The 3,521-nt window shown below is 53.9% G+C and carries 2 protein-coding genes; both read left to right on the top strand.

The genetic code is table 11. The features are described 5' to 3' along the window. The first annotated feature begins 93 nt into the window (after positions 1–93). Positions 94–744 carry a plasmid partitioning protein RepB C-terminal domain-containing protein gene (locus K288_RS49035; RefSeq protein WP_343209704.1) on the top strand — a complete coding sequence of 217 codons (651 nt, stop codon included), beginning with the start codon at positions 94–96 and terminating at the stop codon, positions 742–744. Positions 745–1,824: 1,080 nt separating this feature from the next. Then, a complete protein-coding gene (amrB, locus tag K288_RS49030) occupies positions 1,825–3,261 on the top strand; it encodes an AmmeMemoRadiSam system protein B (RefSeq protein WP_160169089.1) in 1,437 nt (478 codons plus the stop codon). Positions 3,262–3,521: the final 260 nt, after the last annotated feature.

Here is a 3,521-nt window from a genome sequence, read left to right as displayed (position 1 = left end):
GCGCGACAATCTTCGCAGCAATCATCATCTCGCCGCGACACTGACTCGCCATCCTGATTGTCGCGCGCTCCCCACCCAGATTGTCGCGCTATAGTGCTGAAAGATCTCGGCGAAACGCAAGTGGAATGCTTGTTGTCTAGCGACGATGAGGCTTTCACTTACAATAAGAGGATAAGCCGATTGTCAGCTATTCAGGAACACCGAATGATAGCGAAGGCGATAGAACGCAATGTTCCAAAGGAGAAGATCGCCCGGGCGCTCGACATCAACGTTCGTAGCTTAGTCCGCAAGGCAACGCTGATCGAAGGCATCTGCGAAGAGGCCGTGGCGCTGCTCAAAGATAAGATGTGCCCGATGGCGGTCTTCGACGTATTGCGGAAGATGCTTCCGATACGACAAATCGAGACGGCAGAGCTTCTGATCAACGCAAACAACTATTCGGTGGGATACGCCTCGGCCATACTTGCCGGCACACCTCAAGCGCAGCTGGTAAACTCGTCCACGCCAAAGCGAATAAAGGGCATGACTGCGGAAGCTCTTTCACGGATGGAAAGTGAGCTCTCGAGGCTTCAGCAGGCGATATCATCGATCCAGGACACCTACGGCCAAGACCACCTGCACCTTACGGTGCTTAGAGGTTACTTGGCCAAACTCGTCGGCAACACGAAGATCGCAAAATATCTGGAGAGGCACCACCCCGAATTCTTTAGCGAATTCAAGAGTATCGTTGAGACGACGGCATGACGGCGGAGACATGTTGAGATCTCGTTTTCCGTCTAAGGGGACCCGGACCCTATAAGCGCGGGGACCACGGGAGAAGCCGCACTTGGAGGCGGAGCAATCGTGGTGATGGGGATGGCGGCGAACCCGCGCGGAGCCCATCATGCCGGCGAGCTTTCGCTGGCTCAGCAACCAGATCGAGGTGCCGACTTAAGGTCGGCACTCCGTCTAAAGCAAGTCAGATAGACCATGGCTCTGGCAGAGCGCTCTGCCGCGGAATTCTCCTTCTAAGTCAATGCCCTTGCTTCTGCGGTCTAGCCGCTTCACGATCCGTCACAATGGCGGCGCAGCCGATGGACCGCTGCCCTCTGAAGCTGAAACGTCGCGGGGCACAATTCCAGAAAAATCGAGCTCGTTGCAGCGATCGGTGGGTCGCTTTCGTATCAAAGGCACAAGCGGGCCATTCATTCTCGTCGAAATCTTCCCTGATCGTTTAAGGCACCCGATCTGCCGAGCCGCAGCACTTAAAATCATGCGCGGCTGTGCCAGTGTTGAGATCTCAAATCGCCAGCCATGCTACGAATTGTATCGATACGCCGCATCTTAAGAGGCTTGTTTGGTGCGATGAGCTGCCCATTCTGCTCGATTGATTAAAGTCGAATTGCGTTTTCAAATAAAGCCGTGATCGCCCCGAGATGGATTTTCGATCAGTCCGCACCATCTTCTGATTATTCCCCGCCGTCAGGTATCGGCCTGGTCGGGCCTGAACTCTGACGAAAAGTCGGTAATCTGTTCGACCATCGACGATGGTCAGATGGGCATTGACGAACGTTTTCTTCCGGACGGCTTCAATGAAAGTTCAGCAGCCGGTCAAAACGTCCTCCACTTCCACCTGCACGCTGGCGTGCGGAGATCGGGCCAGGATACTCGTCGGGACTCTCTAGATGTCACGGAGCCGGCGTCTCTCCGCCCGTCTCAACGATCTTTCGGGTGAGGGTCGGGTTCCCCCGTTCCTGAGCGGGTTAGATGCGATCTGGTGAGTAGAAACCATCAGTTGAGCAAGTCCAGAAACACGCTACTATGCACCCGAGAACCAAACCAACTATGCGTGATATGATGCGCGCTCACGTTCCAGTGATTTTTAATGTTGTCATAATTGTCCTGTCATTCCTTTGCTGTGGGACAGCCCACGCGCAGCTGTTTGAGTCCTTTTATACCGCCCCCGAAATCTTCCTCAACGCAATACAGAAAGAAAAGATATCTCCTCCTGTCGGCGTCGAGATCCACGGAATAACAGTGCCCCATCATTTGGTCGCTGCGGATCTGATCGCACGCGGATTCTGGGTGGCGAGCGGTAACAATTATGATCGAATTATCGTGCTATCCCCGGATCATTTTAAGGGCGGGCATCGCTTGTTGGCGACGACGGCCCGTTCATTCGACACCGTATTGGGCCAGATCAACACAGACATCAGCGCCGCAGAGCTTCTTTTTAAGTCTGAGCTTGTCGAAAGCTCCAACCTCTTTGAACGTGAGCACGGCATAGCAGCAATACTACCTTTCATTCGATACTTCTTCGGGGAGACCCCGGTATTGGCGGTAACGATTTCAACCAGTTCCTCCGAGGCCGAGTGGAGGGAAGCAGTTGAAGTGTTGTCCAAAGTAGTCACTAAACGCACACTGATCATTCAATCTACGGATTTCTCGCACTACTTGCCAGCGCACGTTGCTGCGTCGCGCGATCAGGAGACCTTAAACATTATAGCGGAGGGAGATCCGGCACGAGTTTCGGAGCTGCATCAATCCAACCATTTGGATTCGAAGGCAGCACAGTTCACGCAGATGAGCCTACAGAGATCCGTGTTTAACTCGGAGCCGACCGTCATAGCCAATCGGAATCAAGCCGAATACGGGCCGAGAATCGCAGCTACAACGAGCTACATCGTAGAAGTTTATACCCGAAACGACAGCGCAGCGCTCCTGCCGCAGTATAACGATCAAGAGGTGTTCTATTTTGGAGGAGATGTGTTCCCGGGGAGATGGCTGACGCTACCTCTCCAGAAGCCAGAAAATAGATCCAAGCTGATCGAGATGGTGCAATCCTTCACGGGTGGACGGCCGTTGATCATCAATCTCGAAGGAGCGCTACTACCTGAAGACCTTTCGATATCTAAGCCTGACCTACATGCAATCGACAGGGCGATCGCCGCTCCTATTCTCCGCGGTCTCAATGTCGTCGTAGCGGGTCTCGCCAACAATCATTCGTTTGATTTCGGGCCAAACGGTCTCAAGGAAACGACCTCCGAGTTGAGGCGGCTTGGCATCAAGTCTGCACGGCACATGAGCGTTGTGGACCTCGGCGCCTTTAGAATGGTCGCAATAAACTTTATCCGCGGAAGAACAGTGGCCGGATATCCTTTTGCTGGGATGAACGATATTCAGCAGCTCTGCCGGCGGCCCACGCCCCCCCCCTCTTATTGCCTTCGTTCATTGGGGAGAGGAATACACTTCGATCCTCCCATCCGATCTCATGCGGATTAGCGAAGCGTTGCACGATTGCGGAGTGTCATTGATCATTGGTGCACACAGCCATCAAGCGTCTGCTCGTCCCATTTCCGTAGATGCTGAGCAAGTCCAAGTAGTTTTCTCGTTGGGCAACTTGCTCTTCGATCAGCGCTCCTCGTTGACCTCTGGTGCGATACTTGAACGTAAGCGCGATTTTCCCCGCACGTTGACGCCGGCGGTTTTGATGGATTGCCCTAGTATCGGGGCGATACCGGTCCGTTCAGGCAGTGGCGGCT

The sequence above is a fragment of the Bradyrhizobium sp. Ai1a-2 genome (assembly GCF_000426245.1).
Lineage (GTDB): Bacteria > Pseudomonadota > Alphaproteobacteria > Rhizobiales > Xanthobacteraceae > Bradyrhizobium.
This window is presented reverse-complemented; position numbering and strand designations above follow the sequence as displayed.

Bases quoted from the DNA above. Each gene is read 5' to 3' on its own strand.
- amrB (WP_160169089.1), top strand. From the start codon at position 1,825: ATGCGTGATATGATGCGCGCTCACGTTCCAGTGATTTTTAATGTTGTC.